General features: G+C 69.4%; 25 protein-coding genes. 10 read left to right on the plus strand and 15 right to left on the minus strand.

From position 1 onward, the window contains the following. Positions 1 to 52: 52 nt before the first annotated feature. The 6 genes from fbaA to AB0I69_RS06225 form a co-directional block, all read right to left on the minus strand. On the minus strand, positions 53 to 1,084 hold the full coding sequence (gene fbaA, locus AB0I69_RS06200; RefSeq protein ID WP_363094386.1) for a class II fructose-bisphosphate aldolase: 1,032 nt from the start codon (positions 1,082 to 1,084) through the stop codon (positions 53 to 55). 131 nt (positions 1,085 to 1,215) lie between these two features. Beyond that, on the minus strand, positions 1,216 to 1,764 hold the full coding sequence (gene pyrE, locus AB0I69_RS06205; RefSeq protein ID WP_363094388.1) for an orotate phosphoribosyltransferase: 549 nt from the start codon (positions 1,762 to 1,764) through the stop codon (positions 1,216 to 1,218). 10 nt (positions 1,765 to 1,774) lie between these two features. Then, positions 1,775 to 2,563, minus strand: a complete 789-nt coding sequence (locus tag AB0I69_RS06210; protein ID WP_363094389.1) for an aldose 1-epimerase — start codon at positions 2,561 to 2,563, stop codon at positions 1,775 to 1,777. A gap of 44 nt (positions 2,564 to 2,607) precedes the next feature. Then, positions 2,608 to 3,444, minus strand: coding sequence for an SRPBCC domain-containing protein (locus AB0I69_RS06215; protein WP_363094390.1), 837 nt, complete (start codon positions 3,442 to 3,444; stop codon positions 2,608 to 2,610). A 341-nt stretch (positions 3,445 to 3,785) separates the two neighbouring features. Then, entirely contained in the window at positions 3,786 to 5,381 is a 1,596-nt protein-coding gene (locus AB0I69_RS06220; RefSeq protein ID WP_363094391.1) for a polyamine aminopropyltransferase, read from the minus strand. A gap of 113 nt (positions 5,382 to 5,494) precedes the next feature. Continuing rightward, complete coding sequence (locus AB0I69_RS06225; RefSeq protein WP_363094392.1) at positions 5,495 to 6,031, minus strand: DUF2617 family protein; 537 nt, start codon at positions 6,029 to 6,031, stop codon at positions 5,495 to 5,497. A gap of 784 nt (positions 6,032 to 6,815) precedes the next feature. Between AB0I69_RS06225 and AB0I69_RS06230 the strand changes: the two genes are divergently transcribed. Further along, on the plus strand, positions 6,816 to 8,009 hold the full coding sequence (locus tag AB0I69_RS06230) for a pyridoxal phosphate-dependent aminotransferase (protein WP_363094393.1): 1,194 nt from the start codon (positions 6,816 to 6,818) through the stop codon (positions 8,007 to 8,009). Between the two features lie 46 nt (positions 8,010 to 8,055). On the opposite strand, the gene AB0I69_RS06235 is transcribed toward AB0I69_RS06230, so the two are convergent. Together AB0I69_RS06235 and AB0I69_RS06240 are read right to left on the minus strand one after the other, a co-directional pair. Then, positions 8,056 to 9,543: a UbiD family decarboxylase gene (locus AB0I69_RS06235; protein ID WP_363094394.1), complete on the minus strand. Its 1,488-nt coding sequence runs from the start codon at positions 9,541 to 9,543 to the stop codon at positions 8,056 to 8,058. A gap of 27 nt (positions 9,544 to 9,570) precedes the next feature. Continuing rightward, the gene (locus AB0I69_RS06240) at positions 9,571 to 10,134 is read right to left on the minus strand and encodes a UbiX family flavin prenyltransferase (RefSeq protein ID WP_363094395.1); all 564 of its coding nucleotides are present in this window, start codon (positions 10,132 to 10,134) and stop codon (positions 9,571 to 9,573) included. A gap of 155 nt (positions 10,135 to 10,289) precedes the next feature. Between AB0I69_RS06240 and AB0I69_RS06245 the strand changes: the two genes are divergently transcribed. Next, positions 10,290 to 11,195: a LysR substrate-binding domain-containing protein gene (locus AB0I69_RS06245; protein ID WP_363094396.1), complete on the plus strand. Its 906-nt coding sequence runs from the start codon at positions 10,290 to 10,292 to the stop codon at positions 11,193 to 11,195. Between the two features lie 92 nt (positions 11,196 to 11,287). On the opposite strand, the gene AB0I69_RS06250 is transcribed toward AB0I69_RS06245, so the two are convergent. Both AB0I69_RS06250 and clpB read right to left on the minus strand, forming a co-directional pair. Further along, positions 11,288 to 11,821, minus strand: coding sequence for a YbjN domain-containing protein (locus tag AB0I69_RS06250; RefSeq protein WP_033284794.1), 534 nt, complete (start codon positions 11,819 to 11,821; stop codon positions 11,288 to 11,290). Between the two features lie 137 nt (positions 11,822 to 11,958). Continuing rightward, a complete protein-coding gene (gene clpB, locus AB0I69_RS06255; RefSeq protein WP_363094397.1) occupies positions 11,959 to 14,556 on the minus strand; it encodes an ATP-dependent chaperone ClpB in 2,598 nt (865 codons plus the stop codon). Between the two features lie 136 nt (positions 14,557 to 14,692). Here clpB and AB0I69_RS06260 point away from each other — a divergent pair, with 136 nt between their 5' ends. Next, the gene (locus AB0I69_RS06260) at positions 14,693 to 15,106 is read left to right on the plus strand and encodes a TIGR03618 family F420-dependent PPOX class oxidoreductase (protein ID WP_363094398.1); all 414 of its coding nucleotides are present in this window, start codon (positions 14,693 to 14,695) and stop codon (positions 15,104 to 15,106) included. A 176-nt stretch (positions 15,107 to 15,282) separates the two neighbouring features. Here AB0I69_RS06260 and AB0I69_RS06265 read toward each other — a convergent pair whose 3' ends face one another. Then, entirely contained in the window at positions 15,283 to 15,579 is a 297-nt protein-coding gene (locus AB0I69_RS06265) for a hypothetical protein (RefSeq protein ID WP_019070395.1), read from the minus strand. 322 nt (positions 15,580 to 15,901) lie between these two features. Here AB0I69_RS06265 and AB0I69_RS06270 point away from each other — a divergent pair, with 322 nt between their 5' ends. After that, positions 15,902 to 16,942 (plus strand): helix-turn-helix transcriptional regulator, encoded by a 1,041-nt coding sequence (locus AB0I69_RS06270; RefSeq protein ID WP_363094399.1) that lies wholly within the window; start codon positions 15,902 to 15,904, stop codon positions 16,940 to 16,942. Next, complete coding sequence (locus AB0I69_RS06275; protein WP_363094400.1) at positions 16,939 to 17,916, plus strand: helix-turn-helix transcriptional regulator; 978 nt, start codon at positions 16,939 to 16,941, stop codon at positions 17,914 to 17,916. The genes AB0I69_RS06270 and AB0I69_RS06275 overlap by 4 nt, the downstream gene beginning before the upstream one ends. Here AB0I69_RS06275 and AB0I69_RS06280 read toward each other — a convergent pair. Further along, entirely contained in the window at positions 17,879 to 18,940 is a 1,062-nt protein-coding gene (locus AB0I69_RS06280) for a helix-turn-helix transcriptional regulator (RefSeq protein ID WP_363094401.1), read from the minus strand. The genes AB0I69_RS06275 and AB0I69_RS06280 overlap by 38 nt on opposite strands. 263 nt (positions 18,941 to 19,203) lie before the next feature. On the opposite strand from AB0I69_RS06280, the gene AB0I69_RS06285 reads away from it, so the two are divergent. From AB0I69_RS06285 to AB0I69_RS06295, 3 genes are read left to right on the plus strand one after another with little or no spacing between them, the layout of a single operon-like run. Beyond that, the gene (locus AB0I69_RS06285; protein ID WP_363094402.1) at positions 19,204 to 20,751 is read left to right on the plus strand and encodes a circularly permuted type 2 ATP-grasp protein; all 1,548 of its coding nucleotides are present in this window, start codon (positions 19,204 to 19,206) and stop codon (positions 20,749 to 20,751) included. After that, entirely contained in the window at positions 20,748 to 21,680 is a 933-nt protein-coding gene (locus tag AB0I69_RS06290) for an alpha-E domain-containing protein (protein WP_033284781.1), read from the plus strand. Before AB0I69_RS06285 ends, AB0I69_RS06290 begins: the two co-directional genes overlap by 4 nt. A 1-nt stretch (position 21,681) precedes the next feature. After that, the gene (locus AB0I69_RS06295; protein WP_363094403.1) at positions 21,682 to 22,524 is read left to right on the plus strand and encodes a transglutaminase family protein; all 843 of its coding nucleotides are present in this window, start codon (positions 21,682 to 21,684) and stop codon (positions 22,522 to 22,524) included. A 12-nt stretch (positions 22,525 to 22,536) separates the two neighbouring features. Here the strand turns inward: AB0I69_RS06295 and AB0I69_RS06300 are convergent, their stop codons facing one another. Beyond that, the gene (locus AB0I69_RS06300; RefSeq protein ID WP_363094404.1) at positions 22,537 to 23,124 is read right to left on the minus strand and encodes a Uma2 family endonuclease; all 588 of its coding nucleotides are present in this window, start codon (positions 23,122 to 23,124) and stop codon (positions 22,537 to 22,539) included. 103 nt (positions 23,125 to 23,227) lie between these two features. Next, positions 23,228 to 23,686: an ATP-binding protein gene (locus AB0I69_RS06305; RefSeq protein WP_363094405.1), complete on the minus strand. Its 459-nt coding sequence runs from the start codon at positions 23,684 to 23,686 to the stop codon at positions 23,228 to 23,230. Between the two features lie 227 nt (positions 23,687 to 23,913). Here AB0I69_RS06305 and AB0I69_RS06310 point away from each other — a divergent pair, with 227 nt between their 5' ends. Both AB0I69_RS06310 and AB0I69_RS06315 read left to right on the plus strand, forming a co-directional pair. Then, positions 23,914 to 24,795: a helix-turn-helix transcriptional regulator gene (locus AB0I69_RS06310; protein WP_363094406.1), complete on the plus strand. Its 882-nt coding sequence runs from the start codon at positions 23,914 to 23,916 to the stop codon at positions 24,793 to 24,795. A 9-nt stretch (positions 24,796 to 24,804) separates the two neighbouring features. Beyond that, the gene (locus tag AB0I69_RS06315) at positions 24,805 to 24,987 is read left to right on the plus strand and encodes a DUF397 domain-containing protein (RefSeq protein ID WP_363094407.1); all 183 of its coding nucleotides are present in this window, start codon (positions 24,805 to 24,807) and stop codon (positions 24,985 to 24,987) included. 60 nt (positions 24,988 to 25,047) lie between these two features. Here the strand turns inward: AB0I69_RS06315 and AB0I69_RS06320 are convergent, their stop codons facing one another. Next, the gene (locus tag AB0I69_RS06320) at positions 25,048 to 26,154 is read right to left on the minus strand and encodes a substrate-binding domain-containing protein (RefSeq protein ID WP_363094408.1); all 1,107 of its coding nucleotides are present in this window, start codon (positions 26,152 to 26,154) and stop codon (positions 25,048 to 25,050) included. Positions 26,155 to 26,476 lie beyond the last annotated feature (322 nt).

The following is a 26,476-nucleotide window of genomic DNA, read 5'->3' on the forward strand; positions in this document are numbered from 1 at the left end:
ACGAGCCCGGTGCCGTAGCACCGGGCTCGCGAAACAGGCGGCTCAGAAAGACTTACTTGATCTTCGTGCCCGTGGAGCGCAGGTTCGAGCACGCCTCGGTGACGCGTGCGGCCATCGACGCCTCGGCGAGCTTGCCCCAGGTGCGCGGGTCGTAGGTCTTCTTGGAACCGACCTCGCCGTCGACCTTCAGGACACCGTCGTAGTTCTTCAGCATGTGGTCCGCGACCGGGCGCGTGAACGCGTACTGGGTGTCGGTGTCGAGGTTCATCTTCACGACGCCGTTCTCCAGCGCGGTGGCGATCTCCTCCGCCGTGGAGCCGGAGCCGCCGTGGAAGACGAAGTTGAACGGCTTGCTGCCGGCCGGCTGACCGTACTTGGCGGCCACGCCCTCGTTCAGCTCCTTGAGCAGCTCGGGGCGGAGCACGACGTTGCCCGGCTTGTACACGCCGTGCACGTTGCCGAACGACGCGGCCAGCAGGTAGCGGCCCTTCTCGCCCAGGCCGAGCGCCTCGACCGTACGGATCGCGTCCTCGACCGTGGTGTAGAGGGAGTCGTTGATCTCGTGCGAGACGCCGTCCTCCTCGCCACCGGTCGGGGTGATCTCCACCTCAAGGATGATCTTCGCGGCGGCGGCGCGGGCCAGCAGCTCCTGCGCGATGGCGAGGTTGTCGGCGAGGGTCTCCGCCGAACCGTCCCACATGTGCGACTGGAACAGCGGGTTGCCGCCGGCCTTCACACGCGCCTCGGAGACGGCGATCAGCGGGCGTACGTACCCGTCGAGCTTGTCCTTGGGGCAGTGGTCGGTGTGCAGCGCGACCGTGACCGGGTACTTCTCGGCGACGATGTGCGCGAACTCGGCCAGGGCCACGGAACCCGTGACCATCTCCTTGGCGTACTGGCCGCCCAGGAACTCGGCGCCACCCGTGGAGATCTGGACGATGCCGTCGCTCTCGGCCTCCGCGAAGCCGCGCAGCGCAGCGTGCAGGGTCTGGGTCGAGGTCACGTTGATGGCCGGGTAGGCGAACTTGCCTGCCTTCGCCCGGTCGAGCATCTCGTTGTAGACCTCGGGGGTTGCGATGGGCATGGTCCGCTCCTTGGTATCTGCGGGTTGGCGATCTTCGCGATCTGCGTGCTACGGCCCTGACCTAGACCTTGGGTGCGACGTCATCGTCGGCCCCATCCTTCCAGACGGGACCGGATGCTAGGAGCGTGCGGTCAGTCCAGGCCCAGCTCGTCCTTGGAGTAGGCGAAGAGATACGGCACTCCCGCACCGGCCTCGATCTTCTCGGCGGCACCGGTCGCGCGGTCCACGATGGTCGCGACGCCGACGACCTCGGCACCGGCCGCGCGCACGGCCTCGACGGCGGTGAGCGGGGAGTCACCGGTGGTGGAAGTGTCCTCGACCACCAGCACCCGGCGGCCCTTGATCTCGGGGCCCTCCACCTGACGCTGCATGCCGTGCGCCTTCGCGGCCTTGCGCACGACGAAGGCGTCCAGCTTCTGTCCGCGCGCGGCGGCGGCGTGCAGCATCGACGTGGCGACCGGGTCGGCGCCCATGGTCAGCCCGCCGACCGCGTCGAAGTCCAGGTCGGCGGTCAGGTCGAGCAGCACCTGCCCGACGAGCGGGGCGGCCTCGCCGTCGAGGGTGACGCGGCGGAGGTCGATGTAGTAATCGGCCTCCAGCCCCGACGACAGGGTCACCTTGCCGTGCACCACGGCCTTGTCCTTGATCTGCTGCAGCACCACGCCGCGTACGTCCGTCATGCCTGCCAGCTTAGAGGCGCGTCCAACTCCAGGTCATCGTGGCTTCCAGCGGCTCGATCGGCGTGACCAGGCGGGGCAGGGTGTTCAGGCCGTTCGGCGGGCCGGTCTGCGGTTCCACGCACACCGCGGCCTCCTGCTCGTCGTAGACGACGACCCACTCCTCCGGGCTCGTCACCTTCAGCTCCAGCTGCCCCGGCCAGGTCAGCGTCACGTCCACACCACCGGGCATACCGAAGCAGTCGTCCCAGGGGCTCGGCTTACGGTCGATGCGCTTGCCCGTGGGCAGGTGGTCGTCGCCGCGCTCCTCCTGCCAGGCGGGGCTGAAGTCGACGGTCACGTCCTCGCCGCCGAGGTTGCGGTGGAACCACGGGTGCCAGCCGATCTGCGCCGGGAACGAGTCGCCGTACGCCTCGATGGCCATGGTGAGCGTCAGGGCGTCCCCGGTCAGCTCGACGGCCTGGGTGACGCGGCCCGGGAAGGGCCACGGCTCGACCAGGTCGTACGTGATGACCGCCTCGTCGGCGCTCCTGCGGGCGGTGCGCCAGGCGCCCTCTCGGACGGTGCCGTGGATGGCGTGCGGTGGGGAGTTGAGCGGCATCTGGTGGACGGTCCCGCCGTCCAGGAAGCGGCCGTCGCGGATCCGCCCGCACCAGGGGACCATCGGGAAGCACCCGAACCGCTCGCCCTGGCGCAGGAGTTCGGTGCCGCCGACGCGGAGCCCTCCGATACGGCCGCCGTTGCCCGGCTGCACCGTCACTTCCGCGTCGCCCGCGGTCAGCGTGATCTCTTCGTTACTCACGGCATGACCCTACTGGGCTGATCGGGAAGGCGGACGGCGACCCGTCAACGGCGTTTGCGCAGCACCCTGTTGACCACGATCGCCGAGGCCAGGACCAGTGCGGCGGCCGGAGCCGCCCAGCGGAGGGTGGCGTTCGCCGAGACGGTCTGCGGGGCGGGGACGGGGGCGTACCGGCCGCGCGGCGGCGCGTGGTCGACCTCCTCCGCGCTGCGGCCGATCATCGTGCGGCGGGCGTGGGCGGCTTCGGCGGGGGGTTGGGGGGACTCGGCGAAGGTCTCGGAGACGTGGGGTTCGGGTTCGTCCAGACCACCGATATCGGCCACGGGGTCGTCAATGTCGTCGATGTCGTCGGCCAGCGGGTCGAGGGACGGCGGCGGGACCTCGGTCTCAGGTGTCTCCAGTGTCTCCGGTGTCTCCAACACGGCGGTGGGGTCCGGGAGTTCGACCTGGTCCAGTTCCTCCACGTCCACCCCCAGGTTCTCCGCGAACCGGTCCAGCAACCTGCTCGTCGCCGACCTCACCGCGTCCGGCGCCAGCTCGGTGATCCGGCCGTCCGCCGTCGCCGTACCGTCGAAGACGAGGGTGGAGCCGCCGTCGGATTCGCGGACGCGCACCGTGAGCGCGAGTTTCACGGAACCGGTGCCCCGGGCCTCGGTCGCGTCACCCTCTACGGCATACGTCCCGTCGTCCTGCGCGGAGACGCGAACGGCCCCCCGGTAGGTGATGGAGTGACTGCCGACGCGGACCTTCAGGCGTCCGGCGACGGGTTCGGTACCGGCGTCCTGCTGAAAGCCGGGGACGGCGCGGGCGACCCGGGCAGGGTCCGCGAGTGCGTCCCGCAGTTGCTCGGGGGTAACCGGAACGTGCACCTCATGCTCCATGCTTGCCGAGCCTACCTAGGTTGACCGGGGGTACACCTGCCGTTGCCCAGAAGTGCGGCCGTGTTGGTGCGGGCGTCGGCGGGGGCTGCCGCCCCCACACCCCCGCTTTCGGCCTGAACGGCCTCGTCCTCAATCGCCGGACGGGCTGAATATTGCCGCCCTGCGCTGAAAAGGCACGCCCCCCCCCACTGACCCGCAGCCGCCACACCACGGGAGCGGGTCGTGGCGGTACGGCGCAGCCCGCCGCGTAGCTGGTCCCCACCCGTTCAACTGTGGCAACACCAGAGGGGCGCAACCAGCGGCGGGCTCGCCGTACCGCCACGACCCCGACCCCACCACCATCAGTAGCGCGGATGCACCAACGTAGAAGCCACCAGCCCCGGCACCAACGTCCGCTCAGCCGCCCGTTCTTCGCTCTCCAGCCCCGGCTCCGCAGGCGCCACCCCCCGAGTCGCCAGCACGAACCCCCAGTCCCGCGGAGCCCGAGACGTACCGGTCGTCCGATCGGGCCCCGCCGCGAAACCCGAGGCCCGGCCGCCCACCCGGTACGGGACGGGATGAAGCCCGACCGCACGGATCGTGGCGACCACAGTCCAGAAGACATGGCGCCGGGAAGCAACGGGCCCGGCGTGCACGACCAGCCGCCCCCGATCAGCGAGAGCGCGCCGCGCAAGGCCGTAGAACTCCTCGGAGTACAGCTTCGTGCTGGCGGTGATGCCCGGATCCGGAAGATCCGCGATCACCACGTCGTACGACCCCGGGCGGACCCCGCGCAGCAAGTCGAAGGCGTCGCCCGTGGTCACGTGGACGCGCGGATCGTCGTAGACATGGCCGTTCAAACCGGACAGAGCAGGATCATGCCGGGCCAACCGGACGACACCCGCGTCGAGTTCGACGATGTCGACGCGGCGCACACCCCGGTGCCGCAGTACTTCCCGTGCCGCGAGCCCGTCCCCGCCGCCGAGGACGAGCACGCGCGCGTGAGGCCCGTCCATCGCGGGGTGGACGAGGGCCTCGTGGTAGCGGTGCTCGTCGCGCCCGCTGACCCGGAGGCGCCCGTCGAGGAAGAGGTCGAGGGGTCGGCCGTGGTCGCCGCCGGTGAGGACGACCTCCTGGACGTCGGTCTGGAGCGCGACCCGGACGTCCTTGCCGTAGACGGCGTGCCGCGCGGCCCGTTCGAAGTCGTCGACCAGTACGGCGGCGGAGGCGAGCAGGCCGAGCACGGTGAGGTTGGTGATCACCAACAGCCAGCGCCCCCGGCGGGTCAGGTCACGGCGGAACAGCCCCAGGACCAGACACCCACCGGCGACCACGTTGACCGTGCCGGTGAGCAGGGTGCCGGTCAACTGCCCCAGGAAGGGCAGCAGCAGAAAGGGAAACGCCAGGCCACCGACCAGCGCACCGACGTAGTCCGCCGCGAACAGATCGGCGACCGCGCCCCCCGCGTCCTGGCGGCGGATCCGCTGGATCAGCTCCATCAGCAGCGGGACCTCCGCGCCGATCAGCAGACCGATGGCGAGCGAGAAGGCGACCAGGAGGCAGCGCGGGCCCTGCGCCCACAGGCCGCCCCAGTTCCCGGTCCAGGCGAAGACCGCGTACAAGGCCATCGCGCTGCAGCCGCCGATCAGCGCGAGGGCCGCCTCGACCGCGCCGAAACCGGCCGCCGCGTGCCAGCGCAGCCGTTTCGCGGCGAGCGAGCCGATGCCCATCGCGAACACCATGACGGACAGGACGACGGACGCCTGGGTGACCGAGTCGCCGATCAAGTACGAGGCGAGGGCGACCAGTTCGAGTTCGTACACGAGTCCGCAGGCGGCGCAGACGAAGACACCCGCGAGCACCAGGAACCGGCCCGTGCCCGGCCGTACGGGCAGCCGCGCGGGGCCTTCCCACGGTGGCTGGGTGCCCGGCCGGGCCGGCGCGTGCGGTTCGATCACGCTGCGACGTTACGTCACATGACGGGCACGCTTCGTCACCCACACGTGTGGAATGTGTTTACGGCGACCGGGGTCGGTGTCGGCCGGACGGGCCCATCCGGACCCGTCCGGGTTTATACGGGCAACGGCACCGCGTGCCCCACCGGCACCCGTACCCCCACCCGCGTCCGCGTCGCCACCAGCTGCCCGTCCTGCGGATAGGCGTGCCAGGTGCGCCAGTGCACCTGGCCCTCGTACCGCTGGGCGAGCATCGCGGTGAAGGCGTGCGGGCTGCCCGGGAAGACCCCGGCCAGGCCGTTGGGATGGTCGGCGACCAGGGCCAGCAGTTCCTGGGCGCGGCCCGCGAACTGCCCCGGGGACAGCACCTCGACCCGGGCCGCGAACTCGTACTCCCAGTCGCCGACCCGCTTGGCGACCCCGAGCGGAAGCGGTGTGCTGGAACCCGGGATGCACGCGACCGTCTCCGAACAACTGCCCGTCTCCTCGTCCAGGAGTACCTGGTGGGACGCGCCGAGCAGTCTCAACTGGAGCTTCGCACCGGCGAGTTCGAGGTCGAGCGTGGCCAGGGCCGGAAGCGGCTCGCGCCCCAGGGTCCAGGCGAGGTCGGCCGCGCGCGTATCGGTGTAGGAGGTATTCAGGGTCGTGAGCATGGATCGGCTCCGCTAGCACGCAAAGAAAGGGGAGGTGTGGGTCCGGCGCACCCCGGCCGATACCGGGAGATCGGCCCGGTCAGCCCAGTCAGGAGAGAGTGTCTGCAGGACGTCCGAGGGGCTGCGTTGGTGATTTAGAGGGAATCATGGACAGTGGCGCCACCACAGCGTTTTTACCCAACTTCGTGGGGTTTCCATCCCTCAGAGGGCTCCACAGCTCAACTGTTCAACCAAGGCGTACGCCCAGGAGTGTCAGGCGCGCGCCGGAGCGCCCGCCGGGAGCGACCTCCCGACGGGCGCCGTGACCCCCGTACGATCCCCGTTCGCGGTGCTCAGCTGCCCCGTGTCAGCTGCTCCCGCAGCCGCCCCCACCCCCGCAGGACGACCCCCCGCCGCACGACGAGCCGCCCCCGCAGGACGAGTGCCCGCCACCACAGGAGTGGTGCCCGCCCCCGTGATGCCCCCCGGAGTGGCCGCCGCCCGAGGACGACGAACCCCCGTCCCCGGCCCACCAACTGCTCGAACCGGCCGCGCTTCCACCGGAGAGCCCGGCCCGACGCCCCGATCCCTTGCTGAGCTTGTCCTTGCGCCCCGCGCGGACGACCGCTCCTACGAAAGCCACTGCGACAACCGCCAGGATGATGCCGAAGAACATGGCCCCACCCTCCTTCCGATTCCCCCGAAGCGGCCCCCCGTGGGCGCCCCGGTTGGTGCGTGAAGCAGGGATGCCCGGTCGTCTCACCTGCCAAAGCAGAGTTGAGGAACTCCAGAGCTTGGGCGCAGGATGACGGGCATGACCTCCACCGCACGCCCCCTCCTCAACCGCCGGCTCGCCGAGTTCGGGACGACGATCTTCGCCGAGATGTCCGCCCTGGCCCTGAAGACCGGGTCGATCAACCTCGGCCAGGGTTTCCCCGACACGGACGGCCCCGAGGAGATCCGCGAGGCGGCGGTGCGCGCGCTGCGCGACGGGCGCGGCAACCAGTACCCGCCGGGCCCCGGCGTCCCCGAACTCCGCACCGCGATCGCCGCCCACCAGCAGCGCCGCTACGACCTGTCCTACGACCCCGACGCCGAGGTCCTGGTCACGGCGGGCGCGACGGAGGCCATCGCCGCGGCGCTGCTGGCCCTGGTGGAACCCGGCGACGAGGTCGTCGCGTTCGAGCCGTACTACGACTCCTACGCGGCCTGCATCGCCATGGCGGGCGGCACACGCGTGCCGGTCACGCTCCGCCCGGCCGACGGCCGCTTCCGCCTCGACCTCGACGAACTGCGCGCCGCCGTCACCGACCGCACCCGCCTCCTCCTGATCAACACCCCGCACAACCCGACCGGCACCGTCCTCACCCGCGAGGAACTCGCCGCCATCGCCGAACTCGCCGTAGAACGCGATCTGTTGGTGATCACGGACGAGGTGTACGAGCACCTGGTGTTCGACGAGGCCGAGCACATCCCGCTCGCGACCTTCCCGGGGATGCGGGAGCGCACGGTGTCGATCGGGTCGGCGGGCAAGACGTTCTCGTTCACGGGGTGGAAGGTCGGGTGGGTGACGGGGACGCCCGGGCTGGTGACGGCCGTACGGTCGGCGAAGCAGTTCCTGACGTATGTGGCGTCGGGGCCGTTCCAGTACGCGGTCGCGGAGGCGCTGGCCCTCCCCGACTCGTACTTCGACGCCTTCCGCGCGGACATGCTGGCCAAGCGGGACCTGCTGAGCGCGGGACTCGTCGATGCCGGCTTCCGGGTCTTCCGGCCGGCCGGGACGTACTTCGTCACGACCGACATCCGCCCGCTCGGCGAGAGCGACGGCGCCGCGTTCTGCCGATCCCTCCCGGAACGCGCGGGTGTGGTCGCGATCCCCAACGCGGTCTTCTACGACCACACGGAGGCCGGCGCGCCCTATGTCCGGTTCGCGTTCTGCAAGCGGACCGAGGTACTGGCGGACGCGGCGGAGCGGCTCCGCAAGGCATTCGCACACTGAGCGTCGTCTGCCGTCGTCTGCGGGGCCGGTCGTCGCATGCCGCCGCTCAGCGGTAGCCGTACGCCTGCCACTTGTCGAGTACGCGCTGCTGGATCTCCTTCGGCCACCCGTTCTCGAAGCTGCCCTTGACGGGCCGGTCCTTCTCGTCGAAGAGGTCGGCCAGCAGGCAGTTGTAGAGGACTTTCCCGGCCCGGTAGGAGTGCGCTTCGGCTTCGGAGAGGTAGACCGACAGCTGAACGTGGGGTTCGGCGGGGAAGTGGACCTCGCCGTGCTCCGGGTGGGTACGGGTGGCGAAGGCCCAGACCACTTCGTTGATGTCGGTGATGTCGATGTCGTCCTCGACCAGCAGGATCTTGGGGGCGCCGTACCCGGCCTTGCCCTCGAAGGCCACTTCCCCGACCCTGCGCGCCAGTTCGGCGGAGCCGACGGGCATGGTCTCGTGCCAGTCGGAGCGGACGGCGACGATCAGCCAGTGCATCGCCGATTCGTAGGAGAACCAGGTCGAGGTGACCGGCAGGCCCGCCTTGCGGAGTTTGTAGAGGATCTCGGCGGCGTGCATGGTGCCGCTCAGGGTGTGGTCCTCCTCCACCGGCGGGCCGGCGGCCACGACGGGCAGGATGGCGGCGTCGCGGTGGGTGATCGCCGAGACGTGGAACACGGGCTTGGGCGACTGCTCCACGGCGTTGTAGCCGGGGTACTCGTTGAACGGCCCCTCCATGACCGTCTCGTCGAAGGCGATGTGACCCTCGATGACGATCTCGGCGGTGGCCGGGACCATCAGGTCCACGGTCTCCGCGGGGACCACTTCGATGCCTTCGCCGAACAACGCCCCGAGGAAGTGCGACTCGTCCGCCCCCTCCGGCAGCGGATACGCCCCGGCGAAGGGCAGACCCGGTTCGACGCCGAGCGCGAGCGCGACGGGCATCGGCTCGTGCTGCTCGGCCCATTGGGCGCGGATGACGCCCAGATGCTGCGGGTCGGGGATGAGGCACGCGAGGGTGTCACGACCGGCGATCATCATCCGGTTGATCGACCAGTTGGTCCACGACCCGTCCGGGGTACGGGCGATGTTCATGCCGTAGGTCTGGATGTAGCGTCCGCCGTCATTGCCGTGGATCAGCGGGGTCGGGAACGCGAACAGGTCGATGTCGTCGCCCAGCAGGATGTTCTCCTTGCACGGGGCACTCGCCGCGGGAACGACCTGCGGGGGGATTCCGGGCCTGTCCCGGGCGGCGACGACGGCCTCCATGAGGCTCTGCCCGGGGGTGTCGGCCGGCTGTCCGAGTGCCAGTGCGATCCGGGCGAGCGGGTGCGCGGGGCCGCTGAGACCGCCGGGGGCACCCAACACCCTGAATCCGGTGCCCTGATACCCGGTGATGTTGGTGAACAGGGGGGCGGGAGCACGCAGGTCGTAGGAGCGGCGGACGACCGCTCCGATCTCCAGGCTCCAGTCGACCTCCTCGTCGATCTGCCGGAGCTCGCCGATGCTCTCCAACTCCCGTATGAACGCACGCAGGCTACGCAGGTGTCGCAACGGACGATCCTCTCGCAAGGTCTGGTGTCACTCGCCCCAGCGGGGCATGTCCGGGACGTCGATCCCGAACAGGTCCAGTGCCCGCCCCACCGTGTGGTCGACAACGTCCTCCACGGTGTCCGGACGCAGGTAGAAGGCCGGCACCGGCGGCATGACGATCCCGCCGGACTCGGTGACGGCGGTCATGGCACGCAGGTGGCCCAGCGTCAGTGGTGTCTCGCGGACCAGGAGGACCAGTCGGCGCCGTTCCTTGAGCGTGACGTCGGCGGCGCGGGTGAGCAGGTTGTCGCCGTGGGAGCAGGCGATCGCCGACAGTGTCCTGATGGAGCACGGCGCGACGATCATGCCGGCGGTGCGGAAGGACCCGGACGCGATCGAGGCGCCGATGTCGGCGGGCCGGTGGCAGACGTCGGCCATGGCCGCCAGGTCCCGGACGGACAGGTCCGTCTCGAAGGCCCGCGTCCGCTGGCCGGCCGGAGTGACGACCAGATGCGTCTCCACGCCTGCCTTGCGGGCCAGTTCCAGCACCCGCATGCCGTACACCACGCCGGTGGCACCACTGATTCCCACCACGAGCCGACGGGTCTCCATCAGCCCTTCCCTCCCCCTGGCCCCCTGGCCCCTGGCCCCTGGCCCCCTGGCCCCTGGCCCTCTTGGCGCCGGGGGTCGGTCACGGACTCCAGTCTTCTTCCGGGCGGCGATGGAAGTCCAAGACCGGTTGGGTTGCCTGGCGATACCCTCCGGGTATGGCGATCGACCTACGGCTCATGCGCTACGTGATAGCCGTGGCGGAGGAAGGCGGTTTCCAGCGGGCGGCCGAACGGCTCGTGATGGCGCAGCCGCCACTGAGCCGCCAGATCCGCGACCTGGAGCGCGAGCTGGGCGTGACGCTGTTCGAGCGGCGGCCGGTCGTCCGGCTCACCGAGGCGGGCCGGGTCTTCGTGGAGTCGGCTCGTACGATCCTCGCCGAGTCGGACCGCCTGGTCGAGCGGACGGTCCTGACCGGACGCGGGGAGCTGGGCACCGTCCGTCTGGGCTACGTCTTCTCCGCCGTCTTCGAGACCGTGCCGCGGCTCGTCTCCGGGATGAGCGAGAGCCATCCCGGAGTGACGGTCGACGTCCGCGACGGCTGGACTCCCGAGCTCGACGCGGCGCTGCTGACCGACGGCTATGACGTCGTGCTGTCACGCGACATGCCGCAGCGTCCGGAGTACCGGCGCGAGACACTGCGGAACGAGCGCGTGGTCGCGGTGGTCGACGAGGGTCACCCACTGGCCCGGCAAGGCCCGGTCGGGCTGCGGGAGTTCGCGGGACAGCGGTTCTGCCACCCGCCCCGACGCCTCGCACCGGACCGGTACGACTTCATGGCGACCGCCCTCGACCGCACGGGCGAGACCTTCGAGTACCGGGAGAACCCCATCCACGGCCTCAGCCACCTCGACCTCCACGACCGGCGCAGCTTCGCCCTCGTGGCGGCCAGCGTGGTCGGCCGGGTACCCGTCGGAACCACGACCCTCGCCCTCGCCGACGACCTCCCCCCGCTCACCCTGCAGATGGTGTGGAAGCGGGGCAACACGTCGACCGCACTCGGGCTCCTGCTCGACACGGCTCGCGAGGTCGCAGGCCGCGAACAGTGGGACAGTCCGGCCTGAGCGGGGGATCGCTGACCTGGCATGACGACCGGCGCCCGTCCACAGGCTGTGGACGGGCGCCGGTCATACGTGGTCCTACGGACCGAGGAGGACTACTCCTCGTCGTCCTCAGGCTTCTCGACGGCCTCGTCGACTTCCTCGGTGAGGCCGAGCTGCTCGACGAGCCAGCGGTCGAACTCGATCGCGGCGCGCACCCAGCTGACCGTCGAGGACACGAAGTGGTTCAGGTCGACGCCGGTGCCGATCAGCATCTGCGCCTCACCGATGAGACGGACGGTGCCGTCGTCGTGGGTGTGCGTGTAGACCTTCGGCCACAGGGTGCGGCGGTTCCAGTCGTCGATCGACTCCAGCAGCTGCGGCTTGACGTCGATGTCGTGCGGACGGTCGTAGAACGTCCGTACCGAGAAGACGAGCTGGTCGTCCTCACCGCGGAACATGAAGTACGTACGGAACTGCTCCCACGGCGCCGCGAGGTCACCCTCGTCGTCGACGACATACTTCAGCTCCATCTGGTCGAGGAGCTGCTTCACGAGGTCCTGATCCGGGACGACGGGGCCCGCCGGTCCTTGGGGGTTCGGCTCGGGCTGGCCCCCGAAGTTCGGAATCGAGGACGGGTCGATGCTCACCGTGTATTTCCCTTCGTACGGATTCCGCCATCCTCCCCCATGCGGGGAGGGGGGTGGCAACCCCTGCCGGGACTGTCCGCCCTGGGCTGACCTGATCCGGTCGGCGATCCGGTCGGCCCAGGGTCCTACGGTGCCACCTACAGCGTCTTGCCCGTAGCCGGCCCCACGATCAGCCCGTCCCCGAACGCGTCCACCCGTACCGTGTCCCCGTCCTTGACCTCACCGGCCAGGATCTCCTTGGCGAGGCGGTCGCCGATCGCCGTCTGGACGAGGCGGCGGAGCGGTCGCGCGCCGTACGCCGGGTCGTTGCCGTTGTCCGCGAGCCAGGTCAGGGCCTCGTCGCTGATCTCCAGGGTGAGGCGGCGTTCCGCGAGGCGCTTGGCCAGGCGGCCGATCTGGAGGGCGGCGATGCGGCCCAGCTCCTCCCTATTCAGGGCGGAGAAGACCACCAGGTCGTCCAGGCGGTTGAGGAACTCCGGCTTGAAGGAGGCCCGGACCACCTGCAGGACCTGTGCCTTCTTCTCGTCCTCGCCGGTGAGCGGGTCGATCAGGAAGTTGCTGCCCAGGTTGGAGGTGAGGATCAGGATGGTGTTGCGGAAGTCGACCGTGCGGCCCTGGCCGTCGGTCAGGCGGCCGTCGTCCAGTACCTGGAGCAGGACGTCGAAGACCTCCGGGTGCGCCTTCTCGACCTCGTCGAGGAGGATCACCGAGTACGGGCGCCTGCGCACCGCCTCCGTGAGCTGGCCGCCCTCCTCGTAGCCGACGTATCCGGGCGGGGCGCCGACCAGCCGGGCCACGCTGTGCTTCTCGCCGTACTCCGACATGTCGATGCGGACCATGGCCCGCTCGTCGTCGAAGAGGAAGTCGGCCAACGCCTTCGCCAACTCCGTTTTGCCTACGCCCGTCGGGCCCAGGAAGAGGAAGGAGCCGGTGGGACGGTCCGGGTCCGCGATGCCGGCGCGGGTGCGTCGTACCGCGTCGGAGACCGCCTGTACGGCCTCCTGCTGGCCGATGAGCCTGCGGCCCAACTCCTCCTCCATGCGCAGGAGTTTCTGCGTCTCGCCCTCCAGGAGGCGGCCTGCGGGGATGCCGGTCCAGGAGCCGACGACGTCCGCGATGTCGTCGGGGCCGACCTCCTCCTTCACCATCGTGTCCTTGGAGGCTTCTTCCTCCGCCTCGGAGGCTTCCTCCAAGTCCCGTTCCAGGGAAGGGATCTCGCCGTAGAGCAGCTTGGACGCGGTGTCGAAGTCGCCGTCGCGCTGGGCGCGTTCGGCCTGGCCGCGCAGTTCGTCGAGCTTCTCCTTCAGCTCGCCGACCATGTTCAGGGACTGCTTCTCCTTCTCCCAGCGGGCGTTGAGGCCGCGCAGCTCCTCCTCGCGGTCGGCGAGGTCGCGGCGCAGCTTCTCCAGGCGCTCGATGGAGGCGGCGTCCGTCTCCTTGTCGAGGGCCAGTTCCTCCATCTTCAACCGGTCGACGGAGCGCTGGAGTTCGTCGATCTCGACGGGGGACGAGTCGATCTCCATGCGGAGGCGGGAGGCCGCCTCGTCGACCAGGTCGATCGCCTTGTCGGGGAGGAAGCGGGACGTGATGTAGCGGTCCGACAGAGTCGCCGCCGCGACCAGCGCGCTGTCCGCGATCACGACCTTGTGGTGCGCCTCGTAACGGCCCTTCAAGCCACGCAGGATCGCGATCGTGTCCTCGACGGACGGCTCCGCGACCAGCACCTGCTGGAAGCGGCGCTCCAGCGCCGGGTCCTTCTCGATGCGCTCGCGGTACTCGTCGAGGGTCGTCGCGCCGACCATGCGCAGTTCGCCGCGGGCCAGCATCGGCTTCAGCATGTTGCCGGCGTCCATCGCGGAGTCGCCGCCCGCGCCCGCGCCGACGACCGTGTGCAGCTCGTCGATGAAGGTGATGATCTGGCCGTCGGAGTCCTTGATCTCGGCGAGGACGGTCTTGAGCCGCTCCTCGAACTCACCGCGGTACTTCGCGCCCGCGACCATCGCGCCGAGGTCCAGCGAGACCAGCCGCTTGTTCTTGAGGGACTCCGGCACGTCCCCCTTGATGATCCGCTGCGCCAGCCCCTCGACGACGGCGGTCTTGCCGACGCCGGGCTCGCCGATGAGGACGGGGTTGTTCTTGGTGCGGCGGGACAGCACCTGGACGACCCGCCGGATCTCCTGGTCCCGCCCGATGACGGGGTCGAGCTTGCCCTCGCGTGCGGCGGCCGTGAAGTCCGTACCGAACTTCTCCAGCGCCTTGTACTGCCCCTCGGGGTCGGGTGTGGTCACCCGGCGCCCTCCCCTGCTCTTCTGAAACGCGTCCAGCAGCTTCTTCGCCCCGGCCCCCTGCTGGGAGAGTACGTCCCCGGCCGCGCCCCCCTTGGCGGCGATACCGATCAGCAGGTGCTCGGTCGAAAGGTAGTCGTCGCCGAGTTCCTTGGCCCGCTCGGCGGCGTCCGCGATCACCGCGAGCAGCTCGCGGTTGGGCTGCGGCGGCGCGACGGTCGACCCGGTCACGCTGGGCAGCGAGCCGAGCACCCGCTCGGCACCCGCCCGCACGGCGGCCTGATCGGCGTCGACGGCGGCCAGCAGGTCGGTGATGTTCTCGTTGTCCTCCCCCGCGAGCAGCGAGAGAAGCAGATGGGCCGGGGTCAGATCGGCATGCCCCCCGGTGACGGCCCGGTTGCTGGCCGCGTTGATCGCGTCCCTGCTCCTGTTGGTCAGCTCGGCGTCCACGTTCGCGTACTCCTCCTCCTACGACCTTCGCACTGCTATGACCTTCGCATACAGCTGACAAAGCCAACGTACACAAAGTTGAGTCTATTCCACTCAAGGCAGCGGAGGGACCGTTCGAGGGACTAAGTTCCGGGCCATGGCCTCACACCCGGTCGACCCGGGCGATCCCGACGCGTCGTATCTCAGCTTCTGGCGGGAACGACATCTGTGCACCCTCACGACCCTCCGCCCGGACGGCAGCCCGCACGTCGTTCCCGTCGGAGTGACATACGACCCGGAGGCGCGACTGGCTCGGGTCATCGCGAACAAGTCGAGCACGAAGGTGACGAACGTGCTCGCGGCCGGTCCCCCGGGGGCACGGGTCGCCGTGTGCCAGGTGGACGGGCGGCGCTGGGCGACGCTGGAGGGCCGGGCCTTCGTGCGCGTCGAACGCGACCGCGTCGCGGAGGCGGAGCGGCGCTACGCCGAGCGCTACGGGCGGACGCCGTCGCCGAACCCGTCCCGGGTGGTGATCGAGATCGAACTGACGCGGGCGATGGGGAAAGGGTGAAGAGGGCGAGGGGGGAGAAGAGAGCGAGGGTTCGGTGCGCCGGTTTCCGGCCAGCCGAACCTGGTCCATACCTGGAGATTTCGCCCAAACTGCAGCGGCGTCACCGTGTTCAGGTCACGGTGACGCCGCTGCGGGGGGAAGCACCTGAGCGATCTTGTTACGACGGGGGAATCGCGTCAGGCACTGCGGGGGGTGGCTGAGATGGTCTGGACGTCGGGGGCATCCGTTTCCACCAGCCGGTGGTCTCGCTGGTCAAGATTCACAAAGATCATTCCGTACCTGATGGCACATCGCACTGGCTGCGGCGCCCCCCGAGGCCGCCGCAGACACCTGTACGCCCGTACGTCCTCGTCCTCGTCGCGCGTCACGACGACCGGCTCGCCGAACACCGTCACCATGAGCGAGTCACCGCTGTGGGGGATAGCGGTGGCCAGGTCGATGAAGTGCCAGCCGGAGCGGTAGGCCGTGGCCATTTCGCGTCGGAAGCTACGGTCGTCGGGTGGCGTTGTCACGTCAGCTCCCGGCACCGTCAACCGTGTCGGCAGGCGTCGTGGACACCGCCACGGCCGGCCAAGCTGTGTCCGCCCGAACGTCGACCTTCTTCGCTCCGGAGAGGCCACTCAACACTCCGAGGGCCACAACGGCGGAGAAGGCGGCGACAAGCGCCGAGCGAAGCATTCTGTTACGCATAGTCGGCTTCGTCCTCACTTGAAGGTCCCCTTATTCCCCCGTCGGATACGACGATGGCTCATTCAGGCACGTCATGACCACAGAATCGATGCATCATGTTCCTGCATGTTCAGGACCCTGGGGGGTGGAGATTTGGTGACGAACCGGACTAAAGCGATACATCCTCATCCGGTGACGGAGCTATGCGAAGAAGGCGGCCGTCTTTATACGGACGCGCTGCGTACGGGACGTATCGCTCGTGCGGACGCGGAGCAGGCTCCTTGTCTGATGGAGTTCGCCCTCGTCCACCCGGATCCTGACGACGCGGACTGGCTGCGCCCGGTTCCCCCGTCGGTCGCCCTGGCCCAGCGGCTCAATCCGATAGAGCACGAGATCACCGAGCGCCGGCGGTTGTCGATCGAACTCGCCGGTGTTTTCGAGCCGTTCATGGCCCTCAGCGCCCAGACGACGACCACCACCGACTCGATCATGGTGCTGGAGGGCGGCACCCGTATCAACGCGGCGCTCAACCTGGCCACCGCCCAGGCCCAGAACGAGGTGCTCACGGTCCAGCCCAGCGGCAACCGTCCCGAGCGCAGCCTCGTCCAGGGGCTGGAGCGCGACAAGCTGCTGACCGACCGCGGGGTGCGCATCCGGACCCTGTACCAGCACACGGCCCGCTACAGCCCGGAGAAGCTGGCCTACGTGGCCCAGCTCTCCAACGGCAAGGCGGAGTACCGCACCATCGACGAACTGGTGGAGCGCCTCATCGTCTGCGACGAGACGGTCGCCTTCATCCCCGCCCGCGACGACCAGCAGGTCGCCCTGGAACTCCGCCACCCGGGACTCGTCCGCTATCTGATCAAGGTCTTCGAGTTCATGTGGGACCGCGCGGTGCCGCTGAACGCGGGCGCCCGCTACGAGACCGCCTCCGACGGCATCACGGAGATCCAGCACTCCATCGCCAAGCTCCTCATCGAGGGCCACGTCGACGAGGCCATCGCCCGCCGGCTCGGCATGAACGTGCGGACGTGCCGCGCCCACATCGCCAAACTCGCCACGGCCCTGGGCAGCGGCAGCCGTGCGCAGCTCGGCTTCCTCATAGCCCAGTCGGGCATCCTCAACCAGGAGGACCACCCGACGCCAGGAGGAGACGACCCGCTGTGACCGAGGCGCACACGCACGGAGCGGACGACCTGTGCGGGGCAGGCCTGAGCCTGTACGAACGCGCCCTGTCCGACGGGTGGGTGAGCAGTGCGGACGCCAAGGCGGCGCCGTGCCTGGTCGATCACGGCCTGCTGTATCCGGCCGTGGCGGACCCGGGCCTCCTGGAGCCGGTCGCCCCCGCCGTGGCCCTGCACCGGCTGCTGCGCGCCTCGGGAGCGCGGATCGCGGACGAGCGGCGGCGCGAGGAGCGACTGGCCGAGACGTTCGAACCGCTCATGCGCATCGACGGCCGCCGGACGGGCACCTCGGACACCGCGACGATCACTGTCGTCAGCGGCTTCGACCGCATCAACCTGGCCATCGCGGAGGTCATGGCCGAGGCCTCCCTGGAAGTACTGGCGATCCAGCCGCGCAGGCGGAGCCCGGAGTCCCTCGACCTCAACGCCGACGCCCTGCGCCGCGACCAGGCCCTCCTCGACCGCGGCGGCCGGATCCGCACCCTGTACCCGCACGCGCTCCGCCACCAGCCCGCCGTCCTCACCCGCTACGAGCAGTTGCGGGGCGACGCCGAGGCCCGCACCCTCGACGAGGTCACCGACCGCCTCATCGTCATCGACCGCACGGTCGCCTTCATCCCCGCCAACGCCGACCGCACGATGGCCCTCGAAGTCCGTCACCCGGCGCTGATCACCCAGTTCGTCACGGTCTTCGACCGGCTGTGGCACCTGGCCACGCCGATGTACCCCGAAGCGGTCCGCGAGCCGTCCCTCAACGGCATACCGCCACGTCAAAGAGCCATCGCGAGCCTGCTAGTTGAGGGCCACACGGACGCGGTGATCGCCGACCGCCTCGGCATGAACGTCCGTACCGCCCGGGTCCACATCGCCAAACTCGCCGCGACCCTCGGCAGCGAGAGCCGGGCCCAACTCGGCTATCTCATCGGGCAGTCGGGGATTCTCGATCCGCAGGCGTGAGCTGGGCGGGCACGTCCGGCACGCGTGACGAGGGGCTGTCCAGGCCCACCTGCGCTATGCGCACGCCCAGTTGGGTACGGCTGGCCGCACCGAGCGTCTCCGACAGCCGCGCGATGTGTGCCCGGCACGTACGCACGCTTATGCCGAGCCGTTCCGCGATCACCGCGTCCTGGTGGCCGTCCGCGAGCAGGGCGGCGATGGACTGTTCGCGGTGGGAGATGCCCTCGATGCCCGTGTCCGGCAACGGGGCACCGACGGGGATCGCCAGCCGCCACAGCCGGTCGAAGACCGTGACGAAGTAGTCGATGAGGGCCGGGTGGCGCAGCTCCAGGGCCATCGTGTGGTCGGCGTTGGCGGGGATGAAGGCGACCGTGCGGTCGAAGAGGATCAGCCGGTCGACGACCTCGTCGAGGGTCCGCGCCTCCACCGCGTCGCCCATCAACTCCAGGTAGTTCAGGAGGCCTTGGCCGTGCCGGGCGACGTGCGTGTACAGGTCGCGCATCCGTACGCCGCGCGAGCGCAGGGCCAGTGCCCGGTGCAGGCCCTCCGTGAGTTCCGGCTCGCGGCGGATACCGCCGGGCTGGACGGTGAGGACCTCTCCCGTGCAGGCCTCCGTCGCGGCGTCCATGGCCGCCTGGATGCGCGAGAGGCCGTCCAGGACGCGGATCGCGGCGCCGCCCTCCAGGGACGCCGACGCCATGGCGGACGCCTCGATACGGCGGCCGAGACCCGCGTACTTCTCGAAGGCCGCCACCGCCGAACCCACCCGCCGGTGACTCTCGCTGACCTCGTCGTACATCCCGCGCAGCAGCCGGGTCATGACCTCCTGCGGGGAGGTCGGCACCAGCCAGTCCATGTCGTCGGGGTCGGGGTGGAGGAGGGCAAGCTCCAGCAGGCACGGCACCGGCTCGGCGTCCGTGCGCGGCACACGGCCCCGCCGTACGGCCCGGGAGTACACGCGGTCCCCGGTATCGCACAGTCGGTCAGCACCGTGTGGATGCTCGTCCGTCCCGTGCCCGGCCATCGCCCATCCCACCCCCGGTTTGCGCCTCTTCCGCAGCGCAACTATGCGCGGACCGGACCTGCTCCGCAACACGGCTCCCGCTCGAACGAGCCCCGAAAACCACCGATATCATCCACTATCTCCCGGCCTCCGCGCCTCCCCTTGCAACAAGCTGGGGGGTGCCGGACCACGGACGCCGAGTCCGGCGTCGTATCACTTTCCGCGTGAGCTGCCGGAAATCACTCAGAGATCGCCGTGTTACGTACCGCCTCTAACGTCCCCTCATGGCGGACATATTTGACGCATACGCATTGGCCGATGCGTGGGACGAGATGTTTGTGCGGCCGGGTGAGGTCAGAACCGCCTACGAGCCGGTACTGGCGGCACTCCAGCCCATCGAGCCGAGTGAACTGCGCTTCCGCGCGGACCAGATGGCCCGCGCGTTCACCGACCGTGGGGTGACCTACGCCTTCGCGGGCGAGGAACGGCCCTGGCCCCTGGACCTGGTGCCGAGGATCATCGACGCGCTGGAGTGGGACCTCATCCAGCGCGGGGTGGCACAGAGAGTGCGGGCCCTTGAGGCCTATCTCTCCGACGCCTACTCGCACTGCCGTGCCTTCGAGGACGGTGTCGTGCCCTGGCGGCTGCTCCTCAACTCGGCTCATTTCCATCGGGCCGCGCAAGGGGTCGAGCCACCGGGCGGAGTACGCATCCACGTCGCCGGCATCGACCTCGTCCGGGACGAGGCCGGGGACCTGCGGGTGCTGGAGGACAACGTGCGGGTCCCCAGCGGGGTGTCGTACGTCATCGAGAACCGCAGAGCCATGACGCGGATCTTCCCCTCCCTCTTCGCCGAGCAGCACGTGGTCCCCGTCGACGGGTACGCGGGGCGGCTGCTGGCCGCCCTGCGCGCCGCCGCGCCCGCCGGGACACAGGACCCCCGGGTCGTGGTCCTCACCCCGGGGCCGGGGAACGCCGCCTACTTCGAACACGCCCTGCTCGCCCGGCTGATGGGCGTGCAGCTGGTGGTGGGGCACGACCTGACGTGCCGCAACAACCGGGTGTGGATGCGGACCACGCGCGGCGAGGTGCCCGTCCATGTCGTATACCGGCGCCTCGACGACGACTTCCTCGACCCGCTGCACTTCCGCCCCGACTCGGTGATCGGCTGCCCGGGCATCATGAACGCCGCCCAGGCCGGGAACGTCACACTCGCGAACGCGGTCGGCAACGGGATCGCCGACGACAAGCTCCTCTACACCTACGTCCCCGACCTCATCCGCTACTACCTCTCCGAGGAACCGATTCTCCCCAACGTGGAGTCCTACCGGCCCGACGAACCCGGCCAGTTGGAGGCGGTCCTCGACCAGATCGACCAGCTGGTCGTGAAGCCGGTGGACGGCGCGGGCGGCCAGGGCATCGTCATCGGGCCCAAGGCCGACGCGAAGACACTCGAACGCACTCGCAAAGCCGTCGCCGCCGACCCGCGCGGCTGGATCGCCCAGCGCCCCGTCGCCCTGTCCACCTCCCCCACCCTCGCGGGTGAACGCATGGCACCGCGCCACATCGACCTGCGCCCGTTCGCCGTGAACGACGGCACCGACGTCTGGGTGCTGCCCGGCGGCCTCACCCGCGTCGCCCTCCAGGAGGGCAACCTGATCGTCAACTCCAGCCAGGGCGGCGGCTCCAAGGACACCTGGGTGCTCGCGGAGGGCCCCACCGAACAGCCCGCGTCGCTCTTCCCGGAGGGTCGACTGCCCGAGGTGGCACCCCGCCAGCTCGGCCCCGACGGCAACCCCACGGTCGTACAGGAAGGGGCGCAGCAGCAGTGAACGACGTGATCCTCTCCCGGATAGCCGAGGCCCTGACGTGGACGGGCCGTTACGTCGAGCGCGCGGACGCCACCGGGCGCATCCTCGACGCCTATCTGCACCGCCTGCTGGAGGACCCCTGGCGCGACGAGGACGCGGCCTGCCGGTCGCTGTACGCGATCCTCGGGGTCGACGCGGGCGGCCAACGCGTCGACATGCAGCAGGTGTTGGACCAGCTCGCCTTCGACGCCCGCTCCACGTGTTCCATCGAGGGCGCGCTCGGCGCCGCCCGCCTCAACGCGCGCAGCGCCCGGGAAGCCGTCTCCTCGGAGATGTGGGAGTGCCTCAACTCCACCTGGCACGCCCTGGCCGACCAACGCCTCGCGGCCCGCCGTACGGGCCCCTACGCCTATCTCGAACTCGTGCGCAGACGCGCCGCGTTGTTCTTCGGCCTCGCCGACTCCACGATGAGCCGCGACGACAGCTGGCGTTTCGTCGTCCTGGGCCGCAGCCTTGAGCGGGTGGACATGACCGTACGGCTGCTGTCGGTACGGGTGTTGGACGCGGCGCACGCGCCCGACTGGCCGACGCTGCTCAGCGCGAGCGGCGCCGACGAGGCGTACGCGCGGGTGTACGGCGGTTTCGGCGACACCCCTCGTGTGGCCGAATTCCTCCTCCTGGACCGGGACTTCCCGCGTTCGGCGCTGCACGCGCTGACGACGGCCGAGGAGTGCCTCACGGCGCTCGGCCGCCAACGCCAGGACCCCGCCCGCCGCCCCATCGGCCGCCTCCGCACCCGTCTCGAATACCTGGACTCGCACGCCTTGGAAGAGCAACTGCCCGCCCTCCTCAAGGACTTGCAGCACGCCTGCATGGACTCGGCGGAGGCGGTCGCGGAGTTGTTCTTCCCGTACCAGGGGCCCGTCGAGTGGGCCCAGGAAGGAGCCTGAGATGACCCGTAGGCTTCGCATCCGCCACACCACCCGCGTGTCGTACGCCCAGGCGGCCGTCTCCTCCCACAACGAGGTGCGGATGACCCCGCTCACGCTCCCCGGCCAGACGACACTGGACGCGCGGGTGACCGTGAACCCCACGACCCCCACCTGGTCGTACTGGGACTACTGGGGCACCCAGGTCACCGGCTTCGACCTGATGGACCCGCACGCGGACCTCACGATCACCGCGTCGAGCCTGGTCGAGACGTCCCCGCCGGAGCTGCTCGGCCCCTCCCCCACCTGGCAGGAGGTGACCGAACGGACCACGAACTCCCGCCTGTTGGAGTTCACCGGCCCCACGGTCCGTACGACGGTCCCACCCAAGCTCCTGAAGAAGGCGCGCAAGGCGGCGGTCGGCCTCGACCCGCACGAAACGGCGGTGGCGGTCTCCGCTCTGGTCGCCGACCGGGTGTCCTACCTGCCCGGCGTCACCGGCGTGAACACCTCCGCGGCCGAGGCCTGGGAACAGGGCGCCGGAGTCTGCCAGGACATCGCCCACGTGACCATCGCCCTGCTGCGCGGCCTGGGCCTGCCCACGCGCTACGTCTCCGGCTACCTCCACCCCGAGCGCGAGGCGGAGCTGCACCGCCCGGTGGCCGGCCAGAGCCACGCCTGGGTCGAGTACTGGGCGGGCGACTGGTGCGGCTACGACCCCACGAACCGGACCCGGCCCGACGAGTCCCATGTGGTGGTGGGGCGGGGGCGGGACTACGACGACGTGACCCCGCACAAGGGCATCTACCGGGGCGTGGCCGGCGGGCCGCCGGAGGTGACGGTGGAGTTCACGCGGGTGGCGTGAACTTCTCGCCGTTCAGCCCCGCTTCGGGCCCGTGATCGCTTCCCCGACCACGAATCCCTTGGCGGGGCCTTCGGGGATGGTGACGTCGGTGCCGTAGGGGACGCGGTGGATGTCCTCCCAGTCGGCCTTGTCGGGGCGAGGGCCGGTGAAGAGGGTTACGGCGCCTTGACCGTCGTAGTCGTCGATGAGGACATAGGCGGGGATGGCGGCGCGGGCGTACTCGCGGCGCTTGCGGATGCGGTCGCGGTCCTGGTTGGTCTTGCCGGGGGAGACCACTTCGACGACCACCTGAACCGCAGAAGCCTTGATGCCGAGGTCGTCCTCCGTCTCGGCCGGTTCCACGTCCCGAGGAGCTACGAACCCGTCCGGAACCCACGCCCTGCGTGCGTGGATCACGTCCATGCTGTTCCAGGCTCCGTGCTCACTGTCGCGAAGAAGGACCTCCAGGGCGCTACGCAGACGGTTGACAACCCGGGCATGCGGAAGGCGGCCGGTGGGCGACACCTCGATGACTCCCTCGACGATCTCAGCGCGGTAGCCCTCGGGGAGTTCCATGGCCTTCCATGCCTGCCATACGACCTCGTCCAGTTCGGGGTTCATGGCGGCAGACCTCCTCACGTGTGGGCTTGGCTTCCCATGGGGCACAAGCGACGCGATCACGATAGGTACGGCATGACAGTCGGCCAGGGGACCTATCCCTGGTTCACCCGTTCGAGCGAAGGCGGATCGATCCACCGCCCTCTCCCAGCTCGAACCACACCCCCTTCGCGAACCGCCCCGCCCTCTCGCCCGCGACGCCCCACGTGTCCGCCATCTCCTCGACGAGGGCGAGCCCCCTCCCCCAACAGGTGATCGCCCCAGCCGCCGGGTGCGTGACAACAGGCGGGTCCGGGCTCTCGTCGAAGACGCTGACGCGGAGCCGGGCCGGACCGAGCCGGAGGCGGATCATCGCGGAACCCTTCGTGTGCAGGTGGACGTTGGTGACGAGTTCCGAGGTGCACAGGGCCGCCGGCATGACGAGGGGTTCCCGGTCGTGGGTGAAGAGGACGGCGCGTACGAAGTCCCGGCAGACGCGGGGTGCGGTGGCGTCGGCGGGGGCGAAGAGGCTGTAGTCGTGGGTGAGTTGGGTGGGGCGGTGAAGGGCTCGGCGCGCTGGGTCCATGGGGAGCGGCTCCTTGGGGCGAGGGGCTGGGCCCGGCGATGGCGTCGCCCGCGGGGCACGGGTGCTCTGTCGGCTTATGGGCAGGGGGAGTTGAGTGGACTCGGTGTGTAACCGAACCCGCACTCACCGTAGAGGTAGAGGGTTATACATCTCAACCCGTTCGCAGAAGTCGATGGACCAACCACCCCGCGCAGTGCAGACTTCGAGGAAGCCGCCAAGGAGTAACCGTGGGACTACGCACCACCATCAGCGAACGTCAGCACCGCCTGGGCTTTGAGCTCAAACAACTGCGCGAACAAGCGGGGTTGAACGCAGCTGAAGCAGGCCAGCGGATCGGCATGAGCCGCGCCCAGCTCAGCCACATCGAGCTGGGCCGTACATCGATCCTGACTGAGCGACTCCTGGAGCTGTGCCAGACATACGGTTGCACAGACAAGCCCTACATTGACGCGCTGGTGTCCATGTCCGAGGCGACCGGCAAGGGATGGTGGAGCGCATACAAGAAGCATCTGGGCTCCGGCGGCCTCAACCTCGCCGAACTGGAAGCCCAGGCTGTGGCCCTACGGGTGCACGAGTCCCTGTTCATCCCCGGGATCTTCCAGACCGCGGACTACGCACAGGCCATCTTCAACAGCCCCGGGCTGGGCTTCGGGAACATCGACGAAGCCGTGAGGTTCCGCACGGAACGGCAGAGCATCCTGACCGACAGGAACCCGCCCTCCGTCCATGCCGTGATCCACGAGGCGGCGCTGCACATGAGGTTCGGCAGCGCCCAGGTCGTACGCGAACAGCTGGTGCGGCTCATCGAGTTGGCCCGCTTCCCGCACGTGACCATCCAGATCTATCCGTTCAGCGCGCAGGCGTACGCAGCACTCAGCGGGAACTTCGTCCATGCCGTCCCCCGCACGTCGCGGCTCGGCACCGTGGTCCTGGACCGCGCGACGGGCACCGACTACCTGCGCGAGCCGGCACAACTGGAGCAGTACAGCTCGCTGTTCGCCCGGCTCGCCGACAACGCCCTTGATCCCGTCGACGTATCGTTGGCCCCCGAAGCACACTCGGTGAAGGACTCCCTTTCCCTCATCCAGCACCTGCTCTACACGCTCTAGGAGGCCCGCATGTCCGAACCGCACTGGCAGAAGTCCTCGTTCAGCGGAGCCCCCGACCAGAACTGCCTCTACGTCGCCACCGCCCCCGACAAAACGATCCGCCTCCGCGAGAGCGACACCCCGGACGTCATCCTGGCTACCGCCCCCGAGGGCCTCGCCGCCCTGCTGCGGCACCTCAAGTCCCGCGGCTGAGATCCCGCGAGGTATCCGCGGCCGGAGTCGCGTAGGCGGGCAGCGACGGCGTCAGCCGACCTACTTCAGCCCGATCGCCGAGCACGCCGACTTGTAGTCCGCCGTGCAGATGTCGGAGATCTTGTAGATCCCGTCCGCGACCACCGTCGACTTGATGTTGTCCTTCGTCAGCGCGACCACGGACACCAGCTGGGCGGGGATCTTCTTGTTGCTGGGGCTGTCGACCGTGTCCCGGGTGAGGGCGTCGAACTCGATGTCCTTGCCCTGGACCCTGGCGACCGCGATCTTCGCGGCGGCCTCGGCCAGGTCGGGGTACGGCTTGTAGACGCTCATGTACTGCTCGCCGGTGACGATCCGCTGCACGGCGGTGAGTTCGGCGTCCTGGCCGGTGACCGGCGGGATCTTCGTCAGGCCCGAATCCTTCAGGGCCTTGATGATGCCGCCGGCCATGGCGTCGTTGGCGGAGTACACCGCGGCGATGTTGTTCTTGCCGAGCTTGCCGATCGCCTCGGTCATCTCCTTCTGGGCCACGTCCGGGTCCCAGGCCTTGGTGTTGTAGCTCGCGGCGACCGTCACCTTGCCCTGCAGCTCGGACAGCGCCCCCGCCTTGAACACCCCGGCGTTGGGGTCGGTCGGCGAGCCGTTGATCATGACGACCTTGTCGGAGGTGTCCGCGTTGCTGCCCAGCGCCTCGACCAGGGAGCGGCCCTGCACCTCGCCGACCAGTTCACCGTCGAAGGAGACGTACGCGTCGATCGGCCCCTCGGCCAGGCGGTCGTAGGCGATGACCGGGATGCCGGCGGCCTTGGCCTTCTTCACCATGGGCAGGATGAGGTGCGAGTCGACGGCGTCGAGCACGATGATGTCGACCTTCTCGTTGATCATCGCCTGCATCTGCTTGTCCTGCACGGCCGCGACGCCGCCGGCGTTCTGGTACTCGGCCTTGCCCTTGTTCGAGGTGAGTTCCGAGATCTTCGCCTTCATGATCGGGTAGTCGAACTCCGCGTACCGCGTGTTCGTCTTCTCCGGCATCAGGACGCCCACCGTGATGTCGTTGCCCTTCGCCGGAGTTGCGTCCGTGCTGCTCCCCGTCGAGCTGAGCACGCCACAGGCGGCCAGGGGGAGGGCCAGCGAGGACGCGGCCACGGATATGGCGATACGACGCATTGGGTGCTCACTTCTGGTGCCGTGCGGACGCGGGTGCAGCATTGCAACCCAGGTGACTGAAAAGCCAACGCGGATGCGACCACCGGCGTCAAGCGGAACTACTTAACGAGATGGCAACGCCACGTTCCGTTTGGAGTGTGGAGAGGTTGCAAAATCCCATCCAAACGCTCTTTACGGACCCTCCACTCAACGGGAGTTCATGATCGGGCAAAGTTCATCACAACCAACTCCCTTCTTCACAACTGGTGATCATCAACGGCCAGGTGTCGGCGACCCCCTCGGCCCGAGCACACGAAGGGGCCCGGAGACATCGGTCTCCGGG

Source organism: Streptomyces sp. NPDC050508, from assembly GCF_040655155.1.
Classification (GTDB): domain Bacteria; phylum Actinomycetota; class Actinomycetes; order Streptomycetales; family Streptomycetaceae; genus Streptomyces.